Source organism: Pseudomonas sp. BCRC 81390 (assembly GCF_030341915.1).
GTDB lineage: Bacteria > Pseudomonadota > Gammaproteobacteria > Pseudomonadales > Pseudomonadaceae > Aquipseudomonas.
The window spans coordinates 264,896-289,352 of the sequence record NZ_JATAAG010000013.1 but is presented as its reverse complement, the minus strand read 5'-3'; the positions used below and the strand labels follow the sequence as shown (position 1 = coordinate 289,352).

General features: G+C 65.2%; 23 protein-coding genes. 12 read left to right on the top strand and 11 right to left on the bottom strand.

What is annotated here, in order from left to right; genetic code table 11:
• Window positions 1-32: 32 nt before the first annotated feature.
• The gene (gene xenA, locus QSV36_RS07895) at window positions 33-1,124 is read left to right on the top strand and encodes a xenobiotic reductase XenA (protein WP_289131091.1); all 1,092 of its coding nucleotides are present in this window, start codon (window positions 33-35) and stop codon (window positions 1,122-1,124) included.
• Window positions 1,125-1,247: 123 nt separating this feature from the next.
• Here xenA and QSV36_RS07890 read toward each other — a convergent pair whose 3' ends face one another.
• The 5 genes from QSV36_RS07890 to QSV36_RS07870 all read right to left on the bottom strand — a co-directional run bounded on the left by QSV36_RS07890 (window position 1,248) and on the right by QSV36_RS07870 (window position 7,787).
• Window positions 1,248-2,495 (bottom strand): NAD(P)/FAD-dependent oxidoreductase, encoded by a 1,248-nt coding sequence (locus QSV36_RS07890; RefSeq protein ID WP_289131090.1) that lies wholly within the window; start codon window positions 2,493-2,495, stop codon window positions 1,248-1,250.
• Between the two features lie 2 nt (window positions 2,496-2,497).
• Window positions 2,498-4,075: an aldehyde dehydrogenase (NADP(+)) gene (locus QSV36_RS07885; RefSeq protein WP_289131089.1), complete on the bottom strand. Its 1,578-nt coding sequence runs from the start codon at window positions 4,073-4,075 to the stop codon at window positions 2,498-2,500.
• A 160-nt stretch (window positions 4,076-4,235) separates the two neighbouring features.
• Window positions 4,236-5,183 (bottom strand): dihydrodipicolinate synthase family protein, encoded by a 948-nt coding sequence (locus QSV36_RS07880; RefSeq protein ID WP_289131088.1) that lies wholly within the window; start codon window positions 5,181-5,183, stop codon window positions 4,236-4,238.
• Between the two features lie 43 nt (window positions 5,184-5,226).
• The gene (locus QSV36_RS07875) at window positions 5,227-6,153 is read right to left on the bottom strand and encodes a 4-hydroxyproline epimerase (protein WP_289131087.1); all 927 of its coding nucleotides are present in this window, start codon (window positions 6,151-6,153) and stop codon (window positions 5,227-5,229) included.
• 23 nt (window positions 6,154-6,176) lie between these two features.
• Window positions 6,177-7,787 carry an APC family permease gene (locus QSV36_RS07870; protein ID WP_289131086.1) on the bottom strand — a complete coding sequence of 537 codons (1,611 nt, stop codon included), beginning with the start codon at window positions 7,785-7,787 and terminating at the stop codon, window positions 6,177-6,179.
• A 281-nt stretch (window positions 7,788-8,068) separates the two neighbouring features.
• On the opposite strand from QSV36_RS07870, the gene QSV36_RS07865 reads away from it, so the two are divergent.
• Window positions 8,069-8,851: an AraC family transcriptional regulator gene (locus tag QSV36_RS07865; RefSeq protein ID WP_289131085.1), complete on the top strand. Its 783-nt coding sequence runs from the start codon at window positions 8,069-8,071 to the stop codon at window positions 8,849-8,851.
• Here the strand turns inward: QSV36_RS07865 and QSV36_RS07860 are convergent.
• Entirely contained in the window at window positions 8,839-9,726 is an 888-nt protein-coding gene (locus tag QSV36_RS07860) for a LysR family transcriptional regulator (protein ID WP_289131084.1), read from the bottom strand. The two genes, QSV36_RS07865 and QSV36_RS07860, sit on opposite strands and share 13 nt — an antisense overlap.
• A 140-nt stretch (window positions 9,727-9,866) precedes the next feature.
• Between QSV36_RS07860 and moaB the strand changes: the two genes are divergently transcribed.
• The gene (gene moaB, locus QSV36_RS07855) at window positions 9,867-10,406 is read left to right on the top strand and encodes a molybdenum cofactor biosynthesis protein B (protein ID WP_289131083.1); all 540 of its coding nucleotides are present in this window, start codon (window positions 9,867-9,869) and stop codon (window positions 10,404-10,406) included.
• Window positions 10,407-10,537: 131 nt separating this feature from the next.
• Here moaB and QSV36_RS07850 read toward each other — a convergent pair whose 3' ends face one another.
• Both QSV36_RS07850 and moaA read right to left on the bottom strand, forming a co-directional pair.
• Window positions 10,538-11,437: a bestrophin family protein gene (locus QSV36_RS07850; RefSeq protein ID WP_289131082.1), complete on the bottom strand. Its 900-nt coding sequence runs from the start codon at window positions 11,435-11,437 to the stop codon at window positions 10,538-10,540.
• 20 nt (window positions 11,438-11,457) lie between these two features.
• Complete coding sequence (moaA, locus tag QSV36_RS07845) at window positions 11,458-12,462, bottom strand: GTP 3',8-cyclase MoaA (RefSeq protein ID WP_289131081.1); 1,005 nt, start codon at window positions 12,460-12,462, stop codon at window positions 11,458-11,460.
• A gap of 214 nt (window positions 12,463-12,676) precedes the next feature.
• Here moaA and QSV36_RS07840 point away from each other — a divergent pair, with 214 nt between their 5' ends.
• Window positions 12,677-15,007 carry an FdhF/YdeP family oxidoreductase gene (locus tag QSV36_RS07840; protein ID WP_289131080.1) on the top strand — a complete coding sequence of 777 codons (2,331 nt, stop codon included), beginning with the start codon at window positions 12,677-12,679 and terminating at the stop codon, window positions 15,005-15,007.
• Window positions 15,008-15,046: 39 nt separating this feature from the next.
• Here QSV36_RS07840 and QSV36_RS07835 read toward each other — a convergent pair whose 3' ends face one another.
• Window positions 15,047-15,505: an Lrp/AsnC family transcriptional regulator gene (locus tag QSV36_RS07835; protein ID WP_289131079.1), complete on the bottom strand. Its 459-nt coding sequence runs from the start codon at window positions 15,503-15,505 to the stop codon at window positions 15,047-15,049.
• 92 nt (window positions 15,506-15,597) lie between these two features.
• Here QSV36_RS07835 and QSV36_RS07830 point away from each other — a divergent pair, with 92 nt between their 5' ends.
• A complete protein-coding gene (locus tag QSV36_RS07830) occupies window positions 15,598-16,779 on the top strand; it encodes a trans-sulfuration enzyme family protein (protein WP_289131186.1) in 1,182 nt (393 codons plus the stop codon).
• Window positions 16,780-16,840: 61 nt separating this feature from the next.
• On the opposite strand, the gene QSV36_RS07825 is transcribed toward QSV36_RS07830, so the two are convergent.
• Complete coding sequence (locus QSV36_RS07825; protein WP_289131078.1) at window positions 16,841-17,077, bottom strand: HP1242/YdcH family protein; 237 nt, start codon at window positions 17,075-17,077, stop codon at window positions 16,841-16,843.
• 115 nt (window positions 17,078-17,192) lie between these two features.
• On the opposite strand from QSV36_RS07825, the gene QSV36_RS07820 reads away from it, so the two are divergent.
• The 5 genes from QSV36_RS07820 to QSV36_RS07800 all read left to right on the top strand — a co-directional run bounded on the left by QSV36_RS07820 (window position 17,193) and on the right by QSV36_RS07800 (window position 21,946).
• A complete protein-coding gene (locus QSV36_RS07820) occupies window positions 17,193-17,558 on the top strand; it encodes a 5-carboxymethyl-2-hydroxymuconate Delta-isomerase (protein ID WP_289131077.1) in 366 nt (121 codons plus the stop codon).
• A gap of 163 nt (window positions 17,559-17,721) precedes the next feature.
• On the top strand, window positions 17,722-19,359 hold the full coding sequence (locus QSV36_RS07815; RefSeq protein WP_289131076.1) for a phosphoethanolamine transferase: 1,638 nt from the start codon (window positions 17,722-17,724) through the stop codon (window positions 19,357-19,359).
• A gap of 228 nt (window positions 19,360-19,587) precedes the next feature.
• A complete protein-coding gene (gene rnd / locus QSV36_RS07810) occupies window positions 19,588-20,721 on the top strand; it encodes a ribonuclease D (RefSeq protein WP_289131075.1) in 1,134 nt (377 codons plus the stop codon).
• Complete coding sequence (locus QSV36_RS07805) at window positions 20,718-21,011, top strand: YcgL domain-containing protein (RefSeq protein ID WP_289131074.1); 294 nt, start codon at window positions 20,718-20,720, stop codon at window positions 21,009-21,011. The genes rnd and QSV36_RS07805 overlap by 4 nt, the downstream gene beginning before the upstream one ends.
• A 2-nt stretch (window positions 21,012-21,013) precedes the next feature.
• A complete protein-coding gene (locus QSV36_RS07800; protein WP_289131073.1) occupies window positions 21,014-21,946 on the top strand; it encodes a D-2-hydroxyacid dehydrogenase in 933 nt (310 codons plus the stop codon).
• A gap of 69 nt (window positions 21,947-22,015) precedes the next feature.
• On the opposite strand, the gene QSV36_RS07795 is transcribed toward QSV36_RS07800, so the two are convergent.
• Window positions 22,016-22,609 carry a nitroreductase family protein gene (locus tag QSV36_RS07795; protein WP_289131072.1) on the bottom strand — a complete coding sequence of 198 codons (594 nt, stop codon included), beginning with the start codon at window positions 22,607-22,609 and terminating at the stop codon, window positions 22,016-22,018.
• 144 nt (window positions 22,610-22,753) lie between these two features.
• Here QSV36_RS07795 and QSV36_RS07790 point away from each other — a divergent pair, with 144 nt between their 5' ends.
• Together QSV36_RS07790 and QSV36_RS07785 are read left to right on the top strand one after the other, a co-directional pair.
• Window positions 22,754-23,203, top strand: coding sequence for a YcgN family cysteine cluster protein (locus tag QSV36_RS07790; RefSeq protein ID WP_289131071.1), 450 nt, complete (start codon window positions 22,754-22,756; stop codon window positions 23,201-23,203).
• Between the two features lie 39 nt (window positions 23,204-23,242).
• Window positions 23,243-24,448: a hypothetical protein gene (locus QSV36_RS07785; protein ID WP_289131070.1), complete on the top strand. Its 1,206-nt coding sequence runs from the start codon at window positions 23,243-23,245 to the stop codon at window positions 24,446-24,448.
• The last annotated feature ends 9 nt before the right edge of the window (window positions 24,449-24,457 follow it).

Genomic DNA, 24,457 nt, shown 5'->3' with positions numbered 1-24,457 from the left:
ACAAGCGTAATTACATAGCCCGGGAGATTACCATGTCCGCTTTGTTCGAACCCTACACCCTCAAGGACGTCACCCTGCGCAACCGCATCGCCATTCCGCCGATGTGTCAGTACATGGCCGAGGACGGCATGATCAACGATTGGCACCATGTGCACCTGGCCAGCCTGGCCCGGGGCGGTGCCGGCCTGCTGGTGGTCGAAGCCACTGCGGTGGCGCCGGAAGGGCGCATCACCCCCGGTTGTGCTGGTATCTGGAGCGATGCCCACGCCCAGGCCTTCGTGCCGGTGGTGCAGGCGATCAAGGCCGCCGGTGCCGTACCGGGCATCCAGATTGCCCACGCCGGGCGCAAGGCCAGCGCCAACCGCCCGTGGGAAGGTGACGACCACATTGCCGCCGACGACGCCCGCGGCTGGGAAACCATCGCCCCGTCTGCCATTGCCTTTGGCGCGCACCTGCCGAAAGTGCCACGTGAGATGACCCTGGACGACATCGCCCGGGTCAAGCAGGACTTTGTCGATGCTGCACGGCGTGCGCGTGATGCCGGTTTCGAGTGGATCGAGCTGCACTTTGCCCATGGTTACCTGGGGCAGAGCTTCTTCTCCGAACATTCCAACAAGCGCACCGATGCCTACGGTGGCAGTTTCGACAACCGCAGCCGCTTCCTTCTGGAAACCCTGGCGGCAGTGCGCGAAGTGTGGCCGGAGAACCTGCCGCTGACCGCGCGCTTCGGGGTGCTGGAATACGATGGCCGCGATGAGCAGACCCTGGAAGAATCGATCGAGCTGGCGCGCCGCTTCAAGGCCGGCGGCCTCGACCTGCTGAGCGTGAGCGTCGGCTTCACCATTCCCGAGACCCACATTCCGTGGGGCCCGGCGTTCATGGGCCCGATTGCCGAGCGCGTGCGCCGTGAGGCGAAGCTGCCGGTGACGTCGGCGTGGGGCTTCGGTACGCCGCAACTGGCGGAAGCGGCGCTGCAGGCCAACCAGCTGGACCTGGTGTCGGTAGGGCGGGCGCATCTGGCCGACCCGCACTGGGCCTACTTTGCGGCCAAGGAACTCGGGGTGGATAAAGCCTCCTGGACCTTGCCTGCGCCTTACGCGCACTGGCTTGAGCGTTATCGCTGAGGCATAAAGGGGCTGCTTTGCAGCCCATTCGCGGGTAAACCCGCTCCCACAGGATCTCCACTGCCCTCAAGGCTTGTGCAATCCCTGTGGGAGCGGGTTTACCCGCGAAGCGGCCAGCACAGGCTAAAACCTGTCCAGCCGGTAAGCCGCCATATCTGCCCCACTGTCCCTGTCAGCCAAGCGCCCCACCCATTCCGCCGTCAGCGCCGCCTGGGTCAGCCCCAGGTGCTGGTGCCCGAACGCCAGCAGCACCCGCCCATCGCATACCCGGTCGATCACTGGCAACGAGTCTGGCAACGAAGGCCGAAAACCCATCCACGGGGTTGCCCCTTCGGCATTCAACTCGCGCTGGAACAAGCCCTTGCTCAAGCGGTGCAACTGCCAGGCCCGCTGCATGCTCGGGGGTGCCTCCAGCCCGGCGAACTCGACTGTGCCCGCCAGGCGCAAGCCCTCGGCCATGGGCGTCATGATGAACTTGCGCTCCAGGGAGGTGACCGCAAATGGCAAGCGCTGCTGCTCGCCCGGCAGCATCAGGTGGTAGCCGCGCTCGGTATCCAGCGGTACGCGCTTGCCGGTCAGCGCGCCGGTCAGCCGGGCAGAATGCGCCCCACAGCTGATCAACACCTGGCGCGCACTGAGTGCGCCCTGGTCGCTGGCCAGGCTGACCCCGCCGCTGTGCAACTGGCCACCCTCGACTTGCGCCTGGACAAAACGCACGCCACTGGTCTTGGCTGCTTCGAACAGCTCGCACACAACCCGGTAAGGGTCGATGAAGTGCCCGGTACGCGGAAAGAACAGCCCGCCCAGCAGCGATGAACTGAGCTGGGGGGCCGCTGCGCGCAGGCTTTGCGCCGACCAGAAGTCCACCGCCACCGCCTGCTGTTGCATGCGCGCGCGCAGGGCCTCCAGTGCCGCGCGCGATTCGGGCCGCTCGAACACCAGCAACGAGCCATCTTCGCGGAACAGCGCGCTGCGCCCGATCGAGCCCAGCAGCCGCTGCCAGGCGCCCAGGCTGCCTTCGTTCAACCGGCGGATACCGGCCACGCTGCGCTGGTACGGCGCCGGGCGCAGGTTGAGCAGCAGCCGGGTGAACCAGGGCATGGCCCTGGGCAGGTACTTCCAGTCCAGGCGCAGCGGGCCCATCGGGTCCAGCAGCATGCGTGGCAGGCGCTTGAGGATCGACAGGTCGGCAATCGGGAACACCTGCTCGGTAGCCAGGTGCCCGGCATTGCCGTAGGACGCGCCGTGGCCGGGTGCCTGGCGGTCGATCAGCATGACCCGGCGCCCTTGGCGGGCCAGTTGCAGGGCGCAGGCGACTCCGACAATGCCGGCGCCGACCACGGCGATATCGCTTTCACGGTTATCGAGCATGCTCAGCTTTCCCGTTTACCGTCGAGCAGGCGCCGCAAGTGCAGCGGGTTATCCTGCTTCAGCGCCTGCGGCAGCAGGGCATCAGGGAAGTCCTGGTAGCACACCGGGCGCAGGAAGCGCAGGATCGCTGCCGTGCCCACCGAGGTGCTGCGGGCATCGGAGGTGGCCGGGAAGGGCCCGCCGTGAACCATCGCATCGCACACCTCGACGCCGGTCGGCCAGCCATTGACCAACAGGCGCCCGGCCTTGCGCTCGAGAGTTGGCAACAGTTTGCGGGCGCTGTCGATGTCGCCATCGTCCAGGTGCAGGGTGGCGGTCAGCTGGCCTTCCAGGTGCTCGGCAACCAGGCGGACCTGGTCGTCGCTGGCACAAGCCACCACCAACGATGCGGCGCCGAACACTTCGGCCTGCAACGCCGGGTCGGCGAGGAACGCTTCGGCCTGGGTGACGAACAACTGCGCCTGGCACTGGTTGGGGCCTCGCCCGGCCTGGCCAGTGGCGGCGACTTGGGCATTGGCGTTGGCCGCCAGGGCAGCGACGCCGGCCTGGTAGGCAGCGAAGATGCCGGGGGTAAGCATGGTTTGCGCAGTAACCTGGGCAAGCTGCTCGCCAGCAGCTGTGATGAAGCGTTGCAATGCCGGCCCCTGGCGGGCGATCACCAGGCCCGGGTTGGTGCAGAACTGGCCGGCGCCCTGGGTCAGCGAGGCGACGAAGCCTTGCGCCAGCACCTCGGCGCGCGCCTGCAGGGCGGCGTCGAACAGGAACACCGGGTTGATCGAGCTCATTTCGGCGTATACCGGGATCGGTTCCGGGCGCGCCTGCGCGGCCTGGCACAGCGCGATGCCACCGCTGCGCGAGCCGGTAAAGCCAACTGCCTTGATCCGCGGGTCGCTGACCAGGGCGATGCCCACTTCCCGACCGGAGCCGTACAACAGTGAAAACACGCCGGCTGGCAGGCCGCACTGCTGCACCGCGCGGGCCACCGCCTGGCCGACCAGCTCGCTGGTGCCCGGGTGCGCGCCATGGGCCTTGACCACCACCGGGCAGCCGGCGGCCAGGGCCGAGGCGGTATCGCCGCCGGCTACCGAGAAGGCCAGGGGGAAATTGCTGGCGCCGAACACCGCCACCGGCCCCAGGGCTATCTGGCGTTGGCGCAGGTCGGCACGGGGCAGGGGCTGGCGCTCGGGCAGGGCCTTGTCGACCCGTACGTCCAACCATTCACCGGCGCGTACCACGCGGGCGAAAGTGCGCAGCTGGGTGCAGGTGCGGCCACGTTCGCCCTGGATGCGTGCCTCGGGCAGGCCGGTTTCAGCCACGGCGCGGTCAATCAGCGCATCGCCCAGCGCTTCGATCTGCGTGGCGATGCTTTCGAGGAACTGTGCCCGTTGTTCGAGCGAGGTTTCGCGGTAGGCATCGAACGCGGTCCAGGCCAGTTCGCAAGCCAGGGCCACGTGTTCGCCGCTGCCGCCGAGATAGGCCGGCTCCAGCGCCTGGCCGCTGGCCGGGTCGATGGCACGGATGGCTGCGCGGCTGCCGGTTACCGGCGTCTGGCCGATCAGCAGGTTGCCTGTGAGGGACATGGAGCCTCCTTGGGAATCATATTCGAGTATCGCCGGATACCGCAGTGCAGACGCGGGTTTGCCCGCGACCAGGCGACTCGGTGCCTGGCACCGGCTGCGCCGGTGTTCGCGGGTGAACTCGCCCCTGCAAGGGGCTGCGGTTCGGCCTTGAATCAGCTACTCAGGCCACGTTCTGCTCGGCCGACCAGCTGGCATACCAGGTGCGGAACAGCGCGTACTGCTGTTCGGCATAGTTGCGCTGGGCGTCGGTCAGGGCATCGGTCTCGTTGAAGTGCAGGCTGTATTCGCGGTCGCCGTTCAGCACCATCAGGTGCTTGTAATACAGCACCAGGTCGCAGCCTTCGTCGAACGACGACAGCACCGCCAGTGCCGCTTCCAGCTCACGCGCCAGGCGCCGGGCCTTGGCATCGCCCTTGGCCGCCTGCTTGCTCAGGCGCACCAGGTGCAGCACTTCGCGTGGCAGGGCGTTGCCGATGCCGGTGATGGCGCCAGTGGCGTTGCAATTGACGAAGCCATGCACCACCTGGGTGTCGACGCCGACCATCAGGGTGACGTCGTCATCCTTGGAGGTGATGTGCTCGGCGGCGTAGCGCAGGTCGGCGCCACCGCCGAACTCCTTGAAGCCGATCAGGTTGGGGAATTCGCGGCGCAGTTCGAAGAACAGGTCGGCGCGGGTGGCAAAACCGTAGTACGGGCTGTTGTAGATCACCGCCGGCAGCTGCGGCGCGGCAGCGAGGATCGCCGAGAAGTGGTGCTTCTGGGCAATCAGCGAGGCCCCGCGGCTGAGCACGCGCGGGATCACCATCAGGCCGGCGGCGCCCACCTTGGCCGCGTGGGCGGCGTGGGATACGGCTTCGCGGGTGTTCACCGCACCAGTGCCGACGATCGTCGGGATGCCGGCGGCGACCAGGCGGGCCACGCCTTCCTGGCGCTCGGCTTCGGTCAGCAGCGGCCAGTCGCCCATCGAGCCGCAGTACACCACGGCGCTCATGCCGAGGTCGATCAGTTCGCGGCCCTTGCGCACCAGGGCGTCGAAGTCCGGCTTGCGCTCGGCGGTGCAGGGGGTCATCAGGGCGGGCATGGTGCCGGTGAAGATATTGCTGGTCATGGTGTTGCTCCTGGCGGTATTCAGTCTGGGAAAAAAACGGGGCTCAGATGCCCCAGGCGAACGCGTCCTGTTCGTCGATCAGCAAGGTGCTGTCGGCGGTCATGTAGGCGCGGCCGGTGATGAACGGGCGGATGCGTTCGCCGTCGCGCTGGTAGTGGGCGTGGAACTGGCTGCCAGTAATGCTGGCCTGCACCCAGGTCTGGCCCTCAGCAAGCTTGCCGTCGGCGGCCAGGCAGGCCAGCTTGGCGCTGGTGCCGGTGCCGCAGGGCGAGCGGTCGTAGGCCTTGCCGGGGCACATCACGAAGTTGCGGCTGTCGGCATTGGCGTCATCGGCGAACAGCTCGACATGGTCGATCGGCGCCCCGTGCTCGCCGGTGATGCCCTGGGCCTCGAGGGCCTTGAGCATGGCCCAGGTGTAGTCGGTCAGTGCCTCGCGGTTGTCCAGCTCGATGCGCTGGCCGTGTTCGGAAACCAGGAAGAACCAGTTGCCACCCCAGGCGATGTCGCCGTGCACCACGCCGTACCCGGGCACGTCCACCGCCACCTGCTGGCGATAGCGGTAGGCGGGCACGTTGCCGACGGTGACGGCGCCGTCGTCATGCAGGGTGGCAGTGACCTGGCCGACCGGGGTGTCGATCTTGTGTTCGCCCGGGGCAATCAGGCCCAGGTGCTGCAGCGAGGCGACCAGGCCGATGGTGCCGTGGCCGCACATGTTCAGGTAACCGGCGTTGTTGAAGAAGATCACCCCGCAGGTGGCGTCGGCCGAGGTCGGAGGGCAGTACAGCGCGCCGACCAGCACATCGTTGCCGCGCGGTTCCAGCAGGCAGGCGCGGCGCCATGGGTCGTGCAGCTCGCGCAGTTCGTCGCGTTGCTCGGCCATGCTGCGGCCATGCAGTGCCGGGAAGCCTTTCATCACCAGGCGGGTCGGTTCGCCGCCGGTATGCGAGTCGATGACGTGGATGTGTTTCATGGGCTTGTCCATTGGCTAGAGATTCAGGAAGCGACAGCGGGGCGGCTGCTGTAGGTTTCAACGCCAGCTTCGCTTTCATCCTCGCCCTCCAGGCGCACCAGGTGGGCCGGCACGCCAGTGGCTGCGCCCCAGTAGTAGATGCCCAGGGCACAGGCAGCCACGGCCACGGTGTCGAACGGGTGGCCGAGTACCCCCAGGCCGCCGAAGCTGCCCAGCCAGGACAGGAGGATGGTCACCGCGTAGAAGCCGATCAGCCACGCCGACGAGCGCACCTGCCGGGCCAGCGACAAGTGCTGGGTCGGTACGAAGCGGCTGCACAGCAGATACAGCACGAACATCACGATCTGCAGGGCCAGCAGCCACGACACGGTGTTCCAGCCGGACCAGTACACGATCAGCGCGGCGATGATGAACGACAGCGGGCCGAGCACGCCCATGCCCTTGACCCGGAACGGGCGCGGCATGTCGGGGGCATTGCGGCGCAGGGCGGCGACGCTGACCGGGGCCACGGCGTAGCTCAGTACCAGGGCCGCGGAAACCACGTTGATCAGCGCTTCCCAGGACGGGAACGGCAGGGTCCAGAACACCGACAGGGCAAAGGTCAGCCACAGCGCCGGGCGCGGGATGCCGGACTCGGCATCGATGCGGGTGAAGTACTTGAAGAAGGTGCCGGTCTGCGCCCAGCCATAGACCACGCGCGGAGTGGCGTTCATGTAGATATTGCCGCAGCCGCTGGGCGAGATTACCGCGTCGGCCACCACCAGGTAGGCCAGCCAGCCGACACCCAGGGCCAGGGCGATGTCACGGTAGGGCAGGGCCAGTTCCTTGCTCACGCTGGCCCAGCCGTTGGCCAGCATTTCGGTTGGCACGCTGCCGAGGAAGGCCAGCTGCAGCAGGGCATAGATGGCGGTCGACAGCAGCACCGAGAGGATCAGCGCGATCGGGATGGTGCGCTGTGGGTTCTTCACCTCGCTGGCGACCGAAATGATCGGTGTCAGGCCCAGGTAGGCGAAGATGATGCCACCGGCCGAGACCGCCATTTCCACCCCGGACAGGCCGAACGGCGCAAAGCCCTGGACCTCGAAGTTTTCCGGCTTGAAGAAGGTGAACAGCACGCCGATCACCAGCAGCGGCACGATGAACTTGAACACGCTGACCAGGTTGTTGGCCTTGGCGAAGGTTTTCACGCTGCGGTAGTTGAGGAAGAAGAACAACCCTAGCAGGGCGAACTGCACCAGCCAGCCGAGCACGGTCGGGTCGCTGGAGCCGGCTTTGGTCAGCCCGGGGAACCAGGCGGCGGCGTATTGGCGCGAGGCGACCACTTCGATGGCGATCAGGCTGGAAAAGGCAATCAGGGTGATGAAGCCCATCAGGTAGCCCAGCAGCGGGCCGTGCGAGTACACCGGGTAGCGCACCACGCCACCGGCGCGCGGCAGGGCGGCGCCCAGCTCGCAATAGACGATGCCCAGCAAGAGCACGGCAAAGCCGCCCAGGAACCACGAGAGGATGCCGGCCGGGCCGGCAATGGCCGAGACGTGGCTGGCGGCGAACAGCCAGCCGGAGCCGAAGATGGCACCTAGGCCGATGAAGGTGAGGTCCAGCAATGACAACTGTTTCTTGAATTTGCCTGACATGGGGGCGCCTTTTTGTTGGTTATTGGGTAGGCAGTTCTGATGTCACGTGATGCGGCTTGCGTGGGGCATAGAGTGGACCGATCAAGGCGACGGTTCTTGATGGTTTTCTGCAGGACGGATGACGAAATCGGCACAGTTGCAAAAAAACAGTGGTGGCAGGGGAGGGCGGTGGATAGGCTGTAAGCCATACCGCATGAGGGTTGTAGACATTTACTTGCTGTGCCGGCCTGTTCGCGGGTTTACCCGCGAACAGGCCGGCACAGCAAACCGAGACAGAGCAGATGACCAACACCGCCCTGACAACCCTGTACCAGTCCCTCGACCAGCACCGCCCCGCCAACCTCGAAGCCCTGCTGGCCGGTGTGGCGCTGTTGTTGCCGATCCTCGACGCCATCCCCAACGCCGCGATCTTCATCAAGGACCCGGCTGCCCGCTACGTGCTGGCCAACGACACCCTGGTCCGGCGCTGTGGGCTCAAGCGCCTGCAACCGCTGCTGGGCAAGACCAGCGCGGAAGTGTTCCCGGCACAGCTGGGCCCTGGCTATACCGAGCAGGATCGGCGTGTACTCAAGGAAGGCCTGGTGCTGGAAGACCAGCTGGAACTGCACCTGTACGGCAGCCGCGAGCCCGGCTGGTGCCTGACCCACAAGCGCCCGCTGTACAACCAGGCCGGGGAGATCATCGGCCTGGTCGGCATCTCGGTCGACTTGCAGTCAGCGGCCGACACCCACCCGGCCTACCAGCGCCTGGCGGCGGTGGACGAGCACATCCGCCAGCACTTCCACCAACCGATCAGCCTGCGCGAGCTGACCCGCATCGCCGGCATTTCCGTGGCCCAGCTGGAGCGCTACTGCAAGCGGGTGTTCCACCTCACGCCACGGCAGATGATCCACAAGGCCCGCCTGGAACAGGCCCATCGCCTGTTGCACTCGGACCTGCCGATCACCGAAGTGGCCATGCGCTGCGGCTATACCGACCACAGCGCCTTCAGCCGCCAGTTCAAGCAGCTGACCGGCTTCACGCCGCGGCAGTATCGGCAGGCAACCAGCAGTCAGCCGCGTTGAAACAACGCCCGCGCCTCATCAAAGCACTGCTCGGCAATCGCCGAACGTGGCTCGCTGCGACGCAGCAGCAGGCCTACCGGGCTGTGGATGGCGGCGTCGGCCACCGGCAGGATGCGCAGGTGCTCGCTGAGGTCTTCCAGGCCGCAGTCCAGCGGCATGACCGCGCAGCACATGCCGGTGTTGATGGCCTGGATCAGCTGGAAGCTGGAGTCGCTTTCCAGCACCGCATTCGGCTCCAGGCCGCGGCTGCGGAAACTCAGGTCCAGCGACTGGCGGTAGTGCATGCCCTTGCTCAACAGGCCCAGCGGTATGCCGCCGAGTTCGTCCCAGCGCAGGCTGTCGCTGGCGAACTGGAAATGCCGGGTATCGTGCAACAGGCCCATGGTGGTGGTGCCCAGTTCGATCACTTCGAAGAAGCTGGTGTTGACCTGGTCCAGGTAGCAGATACCCAGGTCGAGCTGGTTGCGGCTGAGCCCGTCGATAACCTGCTCCGAGCTCAGCGAGCTGAGCTGGAAGTGCAGCTCGGGGTATTTTTCACGCAGCGGCAGCAGCAGGTGCATAGGGTTGAAGCTGGCCAGCGGTACTGTGCCCAGGCGCAGGCTGCCGACCACCTGGCCACGGCAGCTGGCGGCCTCGGCCTGCAGGCCGTCGTGGGCGGCAAGCAGGGTGCGGGCCCAGGCCAGAATGCGCTCGCCGGCTTCGGTAAAGCCTTCGAAACGCTGGCCGCGCTTGACCAGCACCAGGTCCAGTTCGTCCTCCAGGTTGCGCAGGCGCATGGACAGCGTCGGCTGGGTAATATGGCACAACGCCGCGGCCTGGCCGAAGTGGCGGGTCTGGTCGAGAGCGATGAGGAACTTGAGCTGCTTGATGTCCATGAACGTGCCTGGTATCCGGTTGTGCAGACCTTAACCCACGTCTGCGATAGATGTCATCGATCAGCCGGTACGGCATATCGATTGGACGCCCCTGGGCCATGCCTCTAGCGTGGCTGCAATGCCACTGAAGGAGCTTCGCCGTGCGCGTCCAAGCCGACGCGGTCTTCGTACCGCTCAACATCGCCGTGCTGACTGTCAGCGACACCCGTACCTATGCCAACGACACCTCCGGCGAGCTGCTGGCCAGCCGTTCGGTGGAGGTTGGCCACCGCCTGGTGGCACGGGCGCTGCTCAAGGACGACCTGTACAGGATCCGCGCCCAGGTCGCGACCTGGATTGCCGACGACCAGGTGCAGGTGGTGCTGGTCACCGGTGGTACCGGTTTTACCGGGCGCGACAGCACCCCGGAGGCGGTCGAGTGCCTGCTGGACAAGCGCATCGACGGGTTTGGCGAGTTGTTCCGGGCCTTGTCGATCCTGGATATCGGCACCTCGACCGTGCAGAGCCGCGCGTTCGCGGGGCTGGCCAACCGCACCCTGGTCTGTTGCCTGCCAGGCTCCACCGGGGCTTGCCGGACGGCGTGGGAAGGGATCCTGGCGGAGCAGCTGGATGCGCGGCACCGGCCGTGCAACTTCGTCAAGCACCTGCTGCCGATCGAGGCCTGCGCCAGCCGGGGCTGAGTTTTCTCCTGTACCGGCCTCTTCGCGGGTAAACCCGCTCCCACAGGTACCGTGCAGGGTTCGAAACCTGTGAGGGCCCTGTGGGAGCGGGTTTAACCCGCGAAAGGGCCGGCACAGGCCACGGCATTCTGTCAGCTCAATACATGGCCCACCGGCAACAACGCCGGCGGCAGCTGTTGTTCGCCCAAGCCGGCCAGTACATCGCGCTCCACGGTGCGCACCATGGCATCGGTGGGCAAGTCGTTTTCATCCCGCCCGAACGGGTCTTCCAGCTCGTTGCCAATCGCATCCAGCCCGAAAAAGGTGTACCCCACGATGGTGGTGAACAATGGCGCCAGCCAGCCCAGTGGTTCGGCCAGGGCAAACGGCAGCAACAGGCAGAAGATGTAGATGGTGCGATGCAGCAGCAGCGTGTAGGGGAACGGCAACGGCGTGCCCTTGATCCGCTCGCAGGTGGCCTGCACTTCGGTCAGGCCTACCAGGCGCTGCTCCAGCAGACTGTAGCGCCAGTCACTGATCTGCTGCTGTGTTGCCAGCCGCGAGCAGTGCCCGCCCACTTCGCGCAGGATGGCGTCGCACACATTGTGCGCGCCCAGCGCTTCGGGGCGGGCCAGCCAGGGCCGGGCAGCCGCCAGTTCGTCCTCGTTGCGCAGGTGCGCGTTCAGCGCATGGGCAAAGCCGCACAGGTTGCGCAACAGCTCGGCGCGCAGGGCCGGGTCGGCCATGACCTGGCTCTCGCGCACGAACGAGCGGGTTTCGATGATCAGCTTGCCCCAGGCCTTGCGCCCTTCCCACCAACGGTCGTAGCAGGCGTTGTTGCGAAAACTCATGAAAATCGACAGCGACAGGCCGAGCAAAGTGAACGGGGTGGCGCTGACCGGATAGAAAAACGCCGGGAAATGCCGCTCGACCAGCACGATCAGCGCGGCCAGCAAGGTGATCATCAGGCAGCGCAGGGCAATGCGCTTGACGATCGAGCCCTTGAGGGTGAACAGCACACGCAGCACATCAGGAGCGGGGTGGACGATCATGGCAATCCAGAGACGGCGGCCTAGCCGCCGGTCATGTTCATGAAGCGCAGGATCTGCACGTCGCCACCGACTTCGAAGTGATGGCGGTAGGGTTTGAGGTGCAGCGAGTCGCGAATGGCCTGTTCCAGGCGTTCGGTGTCGCCCGGGTGGGCGCGCAGCACCTGCTTGAGGTCGACCGAATGTTCGTTGCCCAGGCACAGCAACAGGCGGCCCTCGACGGTGAGGCGCACGCGGTTGCAGGTAGCGCAGAAGTTGTGGCTGTGCGGCGAAATGAAACCGATGCGGGTGTTGCTGGCCTCAGCCAGGCGCCAGTAGCGCGCCGGGCCTTGCGACGATTCGGTCGACTCGACCAGGGTGAAGTGCTCGGCCAGGCGTGCGCGCACCTCGTCGCTGGAGCAGAACGACTCGCCGCGCTCATGCTCGTCGATCACGCCCAGCGGCATCTCCTCGATGAAGGTGATGTCCAGCTCGCGGTCGATGGCAAAGCGCACCAGGTCGACCAGTTCGTGGTCGTTGCGGCCCTTGAGCACCACGCAGTTGAGCTTGGTGCGCTGGAAACCGGCGTGGCGCGCGGCGTCGATACCGGCAATCACCTGGTGCAGGTCACCGGTACGGGTCAGTTGCCTGAAGCGCTCGGCATCGAGGCTGTCGAGGCTGATGTTCAGGCGCGTCACGCCGGCGTCGAACAGCGGCTGGGCCAGGCGCCCGAGTTGCGAGCCATTGCTGGTCAGGCACAACTCGCGCAAACCGGGCAGGGCGGCAATGCGCCCGCACAGGTCGACGATGCCCTGGCGCACCAGCGGCTCGCCACCGGTCAGGCGGATCTTGCGGGTGCCGAGGGCGACGAAGCGCTCGGCCACCGCGAACAGCTCTTCGAGGCTGAGGATCTGCTGACGTGGCAGAAACTGCATGTCTTCGGCCATGCAGTACACACAGCGGAAGTCGCAGCGATCGGTGACCGACATCCGCAGGTAGTCGATTTTCCGGTTGAAGCCGTCGATCAGGGCCCGGCTGTTCTGTTCCACGTTCGCGCTCGAATGGGTTGGGACTGAACTCCAAGCTATAACCTGGGGGCAAGGCCGTCAAATTGCTTTGCCCGACCATTTGATCGACCGCTTCTATCATTACTCCCGGCGCATGATCGAAAGCGCTTATCACGCCGTAAGATCTTTCGATTGGACGGCTCTACCCCGCGCTCCATAGGCTGAAAAAAAGCATCGAAGCGTGAGGATTCAGCGCATGAGCCAGGACCGACATATCCGCGACTACAAGGGCGCCGCCGCCGGCTGGGGGGCGCTCAAGAGCGTGACCAAAAGCTGGCTGGGCAGTGACAATGCCTTCAAGAACCTGCGCGCCATGCTCAAGACCAACCAGAACGGCGGCTTCGACTGCCCCGGCTGCGCCTGGGGCGAGTCGCCGGAAAACGACATGGTCAAGTTCTGCGAAAACGGCGCCAAGGCAGTCAACTGGGAGGCCACCGGCCGCTCGGTAGATCCGGCGTTCTTCGCCAGGTACAGCGTCAGCGCACTGGCCGCGCAGAGCGACTACTGGCTGGAATACCAGGGCCGGCTGACCCACCCGATGCGCTACGACGCGGCCACCGACCACTACGTTGAAACCAGCTGGGAAGAGGCATTCGCCCTGGTCGCCCAACACTTGCGCGCGCTCGGCTCGCCCGACCAGGCCGAGTTCTACACCTCGGGGCGGGCCAGCAACGAGGCGGCGTTCCTCTACCAGCTGTTCGTGCGTGCCTACGGCACCAACAACTTCCCCGACTGCTCGAACATGTGCCACGAAGCCAGTGGCGTAGGCATGGCGGAAACCCTCGGCGTGGGCAAGGGCACGGTGGTGTTCCACGACCTGGAACTGGCCGATGCCATCTTCGTCATTGGCCAGAACCCCGGCACCAACCACCCGCGCATGCTCGAACCGTTGCGTGAAGCGGTCAAGCGCGGGGCCCAGGTGGTCTGCTTCAACCCGCTGAAAGAGCGCGGCCTGGAGCGCTTCCAGCACCCGCAACACCCATTCGAGATGCTTAGCAATGGCTCCGAACCGACCAATACCGCCTACTTCCGCCCAGCCCTGGGCGGCGACATGGCGGTGTTGCGCGGCATGGCCAAGTACTTGCTGCAATGGGAGCGCGAAGCCCAGGCCAACGGCGAACCGGCGGTGTTCGACCATGCCTTCATTGCCGAGCACACCAGTGGCATCGACGCCTACCTGAACATCCTGGACGCCACGCCTTGGGCGCACATCGTCGAGCAGTCGGGGCTGACCCAGGCCGAGATCGAGCTGGCTGCGCGCATGTACCGCAAGGCCGAGCGGGTAATCATGTGCTGGGCCATGGGCGTTACCCAGCATCGCCACTCAGTGGCGACCGTACAGGAAATCGTCAACCTGCAACTGCTGCGTGGCAACGTTGGCAAGCCCGGTGCCGGCCTGTCGCCGGTACGTGGCCACAGCAACGTGCAGGGCGACCGCACCATGGGCATCGACGAAAAACCCAGGCCGGCGCTACTCGACGCCCTGGAAAAGCGCTTCCGCTTCCGCGTGCCGCGCGCCCATGGGCACAATGCGGTGCTGGCGATCAAGGCCATGGAAGAAGGGCGGGCCAAGGTGTTCATCGGCCTGGGCGGCAACTTTGCCCAGGCCACGCCGGACACGCCGCGCACCCATGCGGCACTGCGCAACTGCGCGCTGACCGTGCAGATTTCCACCAAGCTCAACCGCTCGCACCTGGTCACTGGCCGCGATGCCCTGATCCTGCCATGCCTGGGCCGTACCGAAATCGACCTGCAGGCCAGCGGGCCGCAAGGCGTGACCGTGGAGGACACGTTCAGCATGGTGCACCTTTCCCACGGCCAGCTGCGCCCGCGCTCGCCACACCTGCGTTCGGAGCCGTGGATCATCGCTGGCATGGCCCAGGCGACCTTGGGCAAGCAGCCGATCGACTGGGAATACGCGGTTGCCGATTACAGCCGTATCCGCAGCATGATCGCCGATGTAATCCCTGGCTTCAGCGATTTCAACGAGCGTCTGCAGCACCCGGGCGGCTTCCACCTGGGCAACCATGCCGCCGAGCGCAAATGGCGCACGGCCACCGGCAAGGCGCGCTTCAGCCCGCAGTTGTTGCCGGCGCAACTGGTGAATGCCAAGGTGCTGGCGCGCGGTGACAAGCCCGACCTGATCTTGCAGACGCTGCGCTCGCACGACCAGTACAACACCACCCTGTATGGCCTGGACGACCGTTATCGCGGGGTGTTTGGCTTGCGTGAAGTGGTATTCGTCAACGAGGTCGACATCCGTCGGATGGGTTTTGAACCGGGCGAGCATGTGGACCTGGTGTCGCTGTGGGAGGATGGTGTGGAGCGGCGGGTGTCGGGCTTCCGCCTGGTGGCGTACGACGTGCCGCAAGGGCAGGCGGCGGCCTATTACCCGGAGACCAACCCGCTGGTGCCGCTGGATAGCTATGGCGAGGGGACCTATACGCCGACTTCGAAATTCGTGGCGATCAAGGTCGAGAGAGCCAAGGCCGGCAACCGGATTGCGGCGCTCAACACTGCAAGCTGAACGGGGCGTTTGCAGGAGAGGGCTGCACAGCAGCCCCCATTACCGAGATACCGGGTACGCCGTGGTGTACTTCATCTGCTCCATGGCAAAACTGGAGGTGATGTTGGAAAGCCCATCGGTGCGGGTGATGAGCTTTTTATAGAAGCGGTCGTACGCAGCGATATCACCCACCACCACCCGCAGCATGTAGTCCCAGTCGCCGGACATGCGATAGCACTCCATCACTTCCTCGAACCCGGTCACGGTCGCGGCAAACTGTTCCAGCCAGGCGCTGTCGTGGCGCTGGGTCTTGAGCTGGACAAATACCGTCAGGCCCAGCCCCAGCCGTTCGGGGTCGAGCAAGGCGACCCGGCCGATGATGTAGCCTTCTTCTTCCAGGCGCTTGACCCGCTTCCAGCAGGGCGTGGTAGAGAGGTTGACGGCCTCGGCCAGGTCCTTGAGCGAGATCGCGGCGTCGCGCTGAAGCAGGGTGAGAATGTGCTGGTCGAAGCTGTCCATGTCGCGTGCGGGCCGTGCAGAAAAATATTTCACAGATTACCCCAAGGCCAGACGATTTGGGTTGTGCGATAGTGGCAACTTTCACTCTGCCAATGGGCCTGACCATGTCCGACAAGCCGCGTAACTTCGCCACCCGTACCATTCATGCTGGCGAGCAGTTCAGCGTCGCTGACAATGCCATTTTCCCGGCGATCGTCACCGCCAGCTCGTTCACCAAACGCAGCCTGGATGACAAGCCGGAATACTCCTACAGCCGGGTTGGCAACCCCACCCGGCATGCCTACGAAACCTGTGTCGCCGCCCTTGAAGAAGGCGTAGGCGCGGTGGCCTGTGCCTCGGGTGTGAACGCCACTGCCACCGTGCTGGAGTTGTTGCCGAAAGACGCTCACGTGGTGGTGATGAATGGCGTCTACGGCGGCACCTTCCGTATTCTCGAAGACTACCGTAGCCGCAGTTCGGGCCTGACCACCACCTACGTCGACCTCAACGACCTCGAGGCCGTGGCCGCTGCCATCCGCCCGGAAACCCAGCTGATCTGGATCGAATCGCCGACCAACCCGTTGCTGCACCTGGTCGACATCAAGGCGGTGTGCGACCTGGCCAAGGCGCGGGGCATCCTCACCTGCATCGACAACACCTTCTGTTCGCCGTGGAACCAGCGCCCCATCACCTTGGGCGTGGACCTGGTCATGCACTCGGCCAGCAAGTACATCGGCGGCCATTCCGACCTGACCGGTGGCGTGGTGGTAGCCGCCAATGATGCACTGCTGGCGCGCCTGCGCCGGATCAGCATGGCCATTGGCGGCGTGCAGGGGCCGTTCGACTGCTACCTGGCCCTGCGCGGGCTGAAGACGCTGGATGTGCGCATGGAGCGCCAGTGTGCCAACGCCCTGCAGGTGGCGCGCTTCCTCGAAAGCCACGCGCAGGTGGAGCAAGTGTATTACCCAGGGCTGGAAAGCCACCCGCAGCATGAGCTGTGCAAGCGGCAGATGCGCAGTGGCGGGGCAGTAGTGGCAATGAAGGTCAAGGGCGACCGCGCGGCGCTCAACCGGTTGGTGGAGGCGCTGCAGATCTTCGTGCTGGCCGACTCGCTGGGTGGGGTGGAAAGCATGATCAACCACTCCTGGAGCATGTCGCACTGCTCGCTGAGCCCGGAGCAGAAGGGCGTGATGGGGATCAGCGAGAACCTGCTGCGGTTGTCGGTGGGGATCGAGGATTACCGCGACCTGGTCGAGGACTTGGATGGGGCGTTGAAAGCGCTGGTTACCAGCTGATGGCTGCTGGCCCTATCGCCGGCTTGCCGGCGACAGGGTCGGTGAATTCAATGGGTTTCAGTCAGGATTTGGGCGGATGAATGATCCGTTCGATCTTGTCCTTGATCAGCAACCGCTCCTTGCGCAAGCGGTTGACGGCCTCGTCGTTGGTACCGTTGCCTTCGGCGGCCAGCACCTCCTTGTCCTTGGCGTTGTATTCCTTGTGCAGTGCGTGCAGCGTCTGGTCCTTGTCGATGAGCGCCTGGAATGCATCAGCGGTAACGTGCAGGTCAGCGAGCAGATCATGCGGAACTGGCATTTCTTCACCTCTGTCGGGGTTGGCGAATGGTCCTGACCTTTGAGGATAGTCGGCTTTGCGCAGGTAGGGGACTGGGGTAGGCTGTCGCATCTCCCCGCGACCCGGAACCTGCGCCATGCCTCACCTGAACCTGGAATACAGCGACAACCTGCGCGAGCTCAACGTCGACGTGCTGCTGCTGCGCCTGAACCACGCCCTGGTCGGCAGTGGCCAGTTCGCCGACGAGGCGGATATCAAGAGCCGTGCCGAAGCCTTCCGGCACTTCCGGGTGGGCACCTCGCCAGGCGAGCGGGCCTTCGCCCATGTGCGCCTGGCGATTCTCGGCGGGCGTTCCCCCGAGGTGAAGGCTCTGCTCTCCAGCAGCCTGCTGGAAGTGCTGCGCGAAGCCATTCCCGAGCAGCCCGGGCTGGATATCCAGCTGTGCGTGGAAGTGCTGGACATCGATCGGGAACCTTACGCCAAGCTGCGCCTGCCAGGTTGAACCGCGGCTTCATGAACTTCTTTTAATGTACAAGGCGCTGGCTAACGGATTTGTTGGCGTCTTTTTCACAAAAAATTGATGGTGTGCTTTCTAGAGTTCGGCCAAGTTTCCGCGGTGCCGCCCAGGCCCTCGGGCTGGTCCTTACCCTTGAATGCGAACACTGATGCCGAACTTCAAATCCCTGCGGACTGAATGGGTCACGCTGCTGGCCAGCCTTTACCTGCTGATCGGCTTCAACTTCTTCCTCTGGCATCACCTCGAACAGGTCGTTCCGCCCGGCTTGCCTGGGCTATGGCTGGGTCTGGCATTCGCCGTGATGATGCTGTTCGCGTTCAACCTGATCCTGACGCTGTTGGCGTTCCGCTTTATATTGAAGCCGGTACTCATTGTGTTGTTCCTGAGTGGCGCCGGTGTTGCCTACTTCATGAACCAGTACGGCGTACTTATTGATGCGGGCATGTTCCGCAATATTGCCGAGACCAATGTGGCGGAAGTGCGCGACTTGCTCTCGCTGAAATTTGCCTTGTATATCCTCGGCCTGGGTGTGCTGCCGTCGATCCTGGTGTGGAAGGCGCCGATCGCCTACCGTGCCTGGCACCGCGAGCTGTTCGGCAAGCTGGTGGTCGGCGGCGCCTGCGTGGTCGCCCTGGGTTCGGTGGCACTGGTCAACTACCAGGGCCTGTCGTCGCTGTTTCGCAATCACCACGAACTGCGCCTGATGCTCACCCCCAGCAATATCGTCGGGGCTTCCTTTGGTTATGTCAGCGAGCGCCTCGGTGCCGCTGCGCAGCCCTTCCAGCATTACGGCGAAGATGCCAGGCGCGATGCCGCCTGGCAAAAACATGAGCGCAAGTCGCTGACGGTGCTGGTGGTGGGCGAAAGTGCGCGGGCAGACCATTTCGGGGTGCTCGGCTATGACCGTGACACCACGCCGAACCTTGCCCGCGAGCAGGGCCTGCTGGCGTTCTCCGATGTACACTCCTGCGGCACGGAAACCGCCGTCTCGGTGCCGTGCATGTTCTCCGGCATGCAGCGCAAGGACTACGATGCCCGCGTGGCGAAGAACCGCGAAGGGTTGCTGGACATCCTCCAGCGTGCCGGCCTGGCGGTGCAATGGCGCGACAATCAGTCGGGCTGCAAGGGCACCTGTGATCGCGTGCAGTTCGTCGATGTCAGCAACCTCAAGGACCCGCAGCTGTGCGCGGACGGTGAGTGTCATGACCAGATCCTGCTGCAGGGCCTGGGCGAGCTGATCGACAACCTCGACAAGGACACCGTGCTGGTGCTGCACCAGATGGGCAGCCATGGCCCGGAATACTTCAAACGCTACCCGGCTGGCGACCAGCGCTTTGCCCCGGTGTGCCAGAGCAATGCCCTGGACCAGTGCAGCGAGCAGGAAATCGTCAACGGCTACGACAACACCCTGGCCTATACCGACAAGGTGCTGGCCGCGCTCATCGACACCCTGCGCAGCAAGCAGGACAAGGTCGACACGGCGATGATCTACCTGTCCGACCACGGCGAGTCGCTGGGTGAATACAACCTGTTCCTGCACGGCACGCCTTACGCCATCGCACCCGAGCAGCAAAAGCACGTGCCGCTGCTGACCTGGTTTTCCGACAGCTACAAGGACGACTTCGGCATCGATACCGACTGCCTGGCCAAGCTCAGCGACGCCCCGTTGTCGCAGGACAACCTGTTCCACTCGATGCTTGGCCTGTTGCAGGTGCACACCGAGGTCTACCAGCAGTCGCTGGACCTGTTCGCCAGCTGTCGGCCATGGCTGGCGGCCAAGCAGTGATCGGTGTGGTGGCTGCGGCCCTGTGGGAGCGGGCGTGCCCGCGAACACGGGCGAAGCCCGTGCCATCCACCGTGGTGCCTGCTTCGCGGGCTTGCCCGCTCCAACAGTGATCGCGCGATCTTCTGAGTATGCACAACAGCACCACTGATCGATATCAAGGATGGCCCGGGTTTCACCAGCAGTGCCCGCGCCGTATATACTGCGCGCCAATGTTAGTGGGAGAGCCTCGTGGCCATCGAAATACACTGGATCCGTGACGACCAGAGCCTGGCCGAACACTGCCGGAACTGGCACGAACTGCCCTTCGTCGCCGTCGACACCGAATTCATGCGGGTCGACACCTTCTACCCCAAGGCCGGGCTGATCCAGATCGGCGACGGCCAGCGTGCCTTCCTGATCGACCCGCTGCAGATCGGCAACTGGCAACCTTTGGCCGAGCTGCTCGAAGACAGCAGTGTGGTCAAGGTGCTGCACGCCTGCAGCGAAGACCTCGAAGTGCTGCTGCGCCTGACCGGCAAGCTGCCCCAGCCGCTGTTCGACACGCAGCTGGCAGCCGGCTACCTGAACCTGGGCTTCTCCATGGGCTATTCGCGCCTGGTGCAGGACGTGCTGGGCATCGAGCTGCCCAAGGGCGAAACCCGCTCCGACTGGCTGCAGCGTCCACTTTCCGAGACCCAGGTCAGCTATGCCGCCGAGGATGCCGTGCACCTGGCCGAGCTGTTCAGTGTGTTGCGCCCACGCCTGTCCGAGGACAAGTACGCCTGGGTGCTGGAAGACGGCGCCGAGTTGGTCGCCCAGCTGCGCCGCGAAGTCGAGCCAGAGAGCCTGTACCGCGACGTCAAGCTGGCCTGGAAGCTGGCCCCCCAGCAACTGGCGGTGCTGCGTGAGCTGTGCGCCTGGCGTGAGCGCGAAGCGCGCAACCGCGATGTGCCGCGCAACCGCATCCTCAAGGAGCACTCGCTGTGGCCGATGGCCAAGAGCCAGCCGAGCAACCTGTCGGCGCTGGCCAAGATCGACGAGATGCACCCGCGCACCATTCGCCAGGACGGTGAGTTCCTGGTCCAGCTGATCAAGCGTGCCGCCAGCCTGCCACCCGAGCAGTGGCCACCAGCCTTGCCCGAGCCGCTACCGATCGAGGCCGCCGGCATCCTCAAGCAGTTGCGTGCCATCGGCCAGGCCGAAGGCGAGCGGCTGGGCATCGCCCCCGAGCTGATGCTGCGCAAGAAAACCCTGGAAGCGCTGCTCAAGAGCGGCTATCCCAATGGCCCCTATCAACTGCCCGATTCGCTGCGCGGCTGGCGCCGTGAGCGCATGGGCCAGGCCCTGCTGGATAGCCTGGCAGGCGCCGGAGAGACCCGATGAAACGCATTTGCTCGATCTACAAGAGCCCACGCAAGAACGAAATGTACCTGTACGTGCTCAAGGCCGATGGCCTGCAGCGCGTGCCCGAAGGCCTGCTGCCGTTCTTCGGTACCCCCATGCACGCCTTTGACCTGGTGCTGACCCCCGAGCGCAAACTGGCCCGCGAAGACATCGCCAAGGTGCTGGAGAACCTCGACACCCAGGGCTACCACCTGCAAATGCCGCCCCCCGAAGACGACTACATCGAGCACCTGCCCGAAGAGTTGCTGCGCCGTAACGACCCGGCCTGATCATGCGCGTACTGATTGCTGAGCATGATCATGCTCGATACGCCGAAATCCTGCGTGCCGCCGCGCCTGAACTGCAAGTGCTGACCAGCGGCGACTCCGCCGAACTGGCCCGCCAGGCACCACAGTGCCCGGTATGGCTGGGCCAGCCGGACCTGCTGGCCAGCCTGTTGCGCCAGGGCCACAAGCCGGACTGGATGCAATCCACCTGGGCCGGCATTACCCCATTGCTGGCCGAGGGCCTGCCGCGTGACTATCGCCTGACCCGCGCCGTGGGCATCTTTGGCCAGGTCATGGCCGAGTACATGCTCACCTACATACTTGGCCATGAGCGCGAGGTGCTGTCGCGCCTGGTCAGCCAGGTCGAACGGCGTTGGGACGACCGCCCGGGGCGGACCCTGGAAGGGCGCAAGGTGCTGATCGTCGGCACCGGCGACATTGGCCAGCGGGTGGCCGAGTTCCTGCAGCCGTTTGGCGTGATCCTGTACGGTGTCGCCAGCAGCGCGCGCGAACAGGCGCCGTTCGTCGAAGTGGCCGCGTTGGCCGGCCTGCCGCGCCTGGTTGGCCAGGTCGACTACGTGCTCAATCTGCTGCCGGACACCCCGGCCACCCACGACCTGTATGACGCGGCGCTGTTCAAGTGCTTCCAGCCCAGCGCGCTGTTCATCAATGCCGGGCGTGGGGCGGCGGTGGTCGACGCCGACCTGGTCGCGGCGTTGAAGGACGGTCACCTGGCAGGAGCGGTGATCGATGTCTGCCGCCAGGAGCCACTGCCCAGGCAGCACCCGTTCTGGACCGCCTGGGGGCTGTTGCTGACCGGGCACAGCTCGGCGCCCACCTCGCCGACGGCGATGGTGCGGTTGTTTGTCGAGAATCTGCGGGCGTATGCGGCGGGGCAGGCGTTGCGAGGCGAAGTGGACTTCGCGCGGGGCTATTGATTTTGAAATGCCTGTGCCGGCCGTTTCGCGGGTTTACCCGCGAAGAGGCCAGTACAGCAAGTGCAAGCCTTACAGGCTGAAATCACCCTCGGCAGCCAGCTCGCTCAGCGGCTTGCGCGGGCTGGGTACTTCGCGCGCCTGCAGGGCTTCGTCCAGGCTGGCCTTGTCGCCCAGCTTGCCGATCGCCACCATGGCATGCAGCACGTAGCCTTCCGGCACTTTCAGCTCCTGGCGTGCCAGCGCCTGGTCGAAACCGGCCATGCCATGGGTGTGCCAGCCGCTGATGCTGGCTTGCAGGGCCAGGTGCCCCCAGGCCGAACCGGTGTCGAAGGTATGCCACAGCGCCGGCTTTTCTTCCGTTGTGCCCGGGGCGGCAAAGGTGGTCTTGGACATGACCAGCACCAACGCCGAGGCGTGCTGCGCCCAGCTGCGGTTGAACGGTACCAGCAGGTTCAGGTAGCGCTCCCAGTTTGGCGTGTCGCGACGGGCATACAGGAACCGCCACGGCTGCGAGTTGTACGCCGACGGGGCCCAGCGTGCGGCTTCGAGGAAGCTCAGCAGGGTTTCTTCGCTGATTGGCTCGGCGGTAAAGGCGCGTGGCGACCAGCGGTTGATGAATTGTTCGTTGATGGCGTAATCGGCAATGCGTGGGCTGGCGCTCATGGCGGCTCCTGCAAACGGACGGGAAACCCGCACGCTACTGCCTTGCGTCGCCACTGACAAGCGGTCTGGCTTTGCCGCGGGCCAGGCTCTAGACTGGCGCCGCCGCGCGCCGCGGCCCCAAGATGAATGCAGGATATCCGTGTCATGATCGCTGAAAACGCCCCGTTCTGGCGGCGCAAGACCCTGGAGCAACTCAGCCCGCAAGAGTGGGAGTCGCTGTGTGACGGCTGCGGTCTGTGCTGCCTGCAGAAGCTCGAGGACGAGGACGACAACAGCGTCTATTACACCCGCATCGCCTGCAAGCTGCTGGACCTGACCACCTGCCAGTGCAGCGATTATCCGAATCGTTTCGCCCAGGTGCCAGACTGCATCCAGCTCACCCCGGGCAAGGCCGATCAGTTCAAGTGGCTGCCGAGCACCTGTGGTTACCGCCTGGTCAGCGAAGGCAAGGACCTGCCGGCCTGGCATCACCTGGTTTGTGGTGACCGCCAGCAGGTGCATGAACAGCGCATTTCCCAGGCGGGGCGTATGCTCAGCGAGCACGAGGTGCACGAAGACGACTGGGAAGACCACCTGATTTTCCGCGCCAGCTGACCGGCGCTGCCCGCTGTGCGGGATACAAGGAGTTTCGCTATGCGTTGCCAGCTGTTGTTGCTGTTGGGCCTTGTCGCCTGCTCGCCAGCCTGGGCCAAGAAGGTCGACCTGGACTACCAGGTGCGCTTGCTGCCGGCCGCCGGCCAGGCGGAAGTCCGCCTTACCTTGGCCGACGGCAGTGCCGTGCGCAGCCTCGATTTCGACCTGGGCAAGGCCGGGGCCTACAGCGGTTTCCAGGCTGACGGCAAGTGGCAGGCGCAGGGCCAGCGTGGTGTCTGGCAGCCGGCTGCCGGCAAGACCAGCCTCAGCTACCGTGTGCAGCTGGAGCAGAAGCGGGGCGGGGCCTATTCGTCGCGCATCAACCCGCATTGGGCGCTGTTTCTCGGCGACCAGTTGGTACCGCCGGCGCACCTCGACCAGCAGGATGGCACCGAATTGGTGGCGCGCCTGGCGTTCGACCTGCCCGAAGGCTGGAACAGCGTCGAAACCGCCTGGCCACGCATCGGCAAGGACAAGTTCCGCATCGACAACGTATCGCGCCTGTTTGACCGCCCGACCGGCTGGATGCTTGCCGGCGACCTGGGCAGCCGCCGCGCACGCCTGGGCGATACCGAGGTAACGGTGGCCGCGCCGGTGGGGCAGGGCATGCGGCGCATGGACAGCCTGACCTTGCTGACCTTCGTCTGGCCGCAATTGCAGGCGCTGTTCCCGCGGAACCCGCCAAAACTGCTGCTGGTCGGCGCTCGTGATGGCATGTGGCGCGGGGCTGCGGCGGCACACGGGTCGTTGTACCTGCACAGCGGCCGGCCGATGGTGAGCGAGAACGGCAGTAGCCCCCTGCTGCGCGAAGTGGTGCAACTGTTTGCGCAGATCCATGGGCGCGACGGCAGCGACTGGCTGGTGGAAAGCCTGACCGACTATTACGCCAGCGAGCTGCTGCGCCGCTCGGGCGGGATAAGCGATGACCGCTACCAGGCCTGGCAGGCGCGTTTGAGCAAGCACGGCGCCAAGGTCACCCGCCTCAAAGGCGAGCATGCCAGCCCGGCGCAGGTGGCGCGCGGGGTAATGCTGTTGCAGGCACTGGACACGGAAATTCGCATCCACACCCAGGCCAGGCGCTCGCTCGACGATGTGGTGCGCGGGCTGATGCGCCTGCCCGGCGTCAGCACCGAAGACTTCGTGCAGATCAGCGAGAACGTGCTGGGGCGGCAGTCAGAGGTGTTGCAGAGCAAGGTATTGCAGTAAAGCTGTTAC